The 1,135-nt window shown below is 57.4% G+C and carries 1 protein-coding gene; it reads right to left on the reverse strand.

The window, feature by feature from the left end:
* Nucleotides 1–132 precede the first annotated feature (132 nt).
* Nucleotides 133–1,135: TadA family conjugal transfer-associated ATPase (locus tag BKN05_RS12415; protein ID WP_286688775.1), on the reverse strand; the 1,003-nt coding region annotated here is incomplete at its 5' end.

Raw genomic sequence — 1,135 nt, forward strand, 5'->3', positions numbered from 1 at the left:
CCAAAAACACCACCGTAATTATGAGTACAAATTCTTTGGGGACAAGTGCTCGCTGCGGTTTCCCGATGCGTGCCCGCGCTGCTACCGGTGAGATCACCATTGCCAGAGCCAGACACATCACTGCCGCACTCATCATGCCGACACCTCGGCGGAGACATCTGCTTGCCCAAATTCCCACACGGTTGTAATCCGCAACGGGTTTGCCTGTAGCTGCCCAATCTGGGCGAGCCTGCGGGTTCCATCTGCCCCGCGCTGCATCACCAATACCACTTCGACAGCGGCAGTAAGTTGTGCATGCAGCGCCGCGCGTTCTAAACCGCCCAAAGCACCAAGGGCTTCCAAGCGCGCCGGAACTTCTGCGAGACGGTTCGCATGCAAGGTCCCTCCGCCCCCGTCATGCCCGGTGTTCAGTGCCGCCAGAAGATCCACGACTTCCGCACCCCGAATCTCTCCCACGATGATGCGGTCCGGCCGCATGCGCAAAGCCTGTTTCAACAAATCAGAAATACTGATAGCCCCACCGCCCTCGCTGTTGGCACCGCGCGCAGTCAGGTTGACCACGTGTGGGTGATTCGGGGTCAGCTCCGGGGTGTCTTCGATACAGACCAACCGTTGCCCGGGATCAATTTCGCTAAGCAAAGCCGACAGCAACGTGGTTTTCCCGCTTCCGGTTCCGCCCACGATAAGAAAGGATCGTCGTTGTGCGATCAGGTCATGCAAGAATCGTCGTGAATAATCATCAAGGCTGCCGCGCTGATGCAACGAATCCAGGCTTGCGGAGTGTGATCGCAAAACCCGCAGGCTAATACACGTGCCTTGTTGCGCTGGTGGGCTTAATACCGCGTGGAAACGCAGCGCAATATCTTCTTCGCGACGAATTCTGCCATCCACGCACGGTTGCGCATCATCCAGTCGCCTGCCGCACAGACTCGCCAGACGCACTGCTAACCGGCGGACTTCTTCATCATCACGGAATTGGATCCCTGCTGCTTCTAGCCCTTCCCCGCGGTCAAAAAACACGGAATCTGGGCCATTGACGACGATGTCGGTGATCCCCGATAGGGACAGCAGCGGCTCTAAAACACCGATGCCGACGGTGTCATTTTTCAATTTTCGTAGGATTTCGAGTACGTCG

Origin of the sequence: Corynebacterium sp. S5S1 (assembly GCF_001913985.1) — a bacterium.
GTDB classification, from domain to species: domain Bacteria; phylum Actinomycetota; class Actinomycetes; order Mycobacteriales; family Mycobacteriaceae; genus Corynebacterium; species Corynebacterium marquesiae.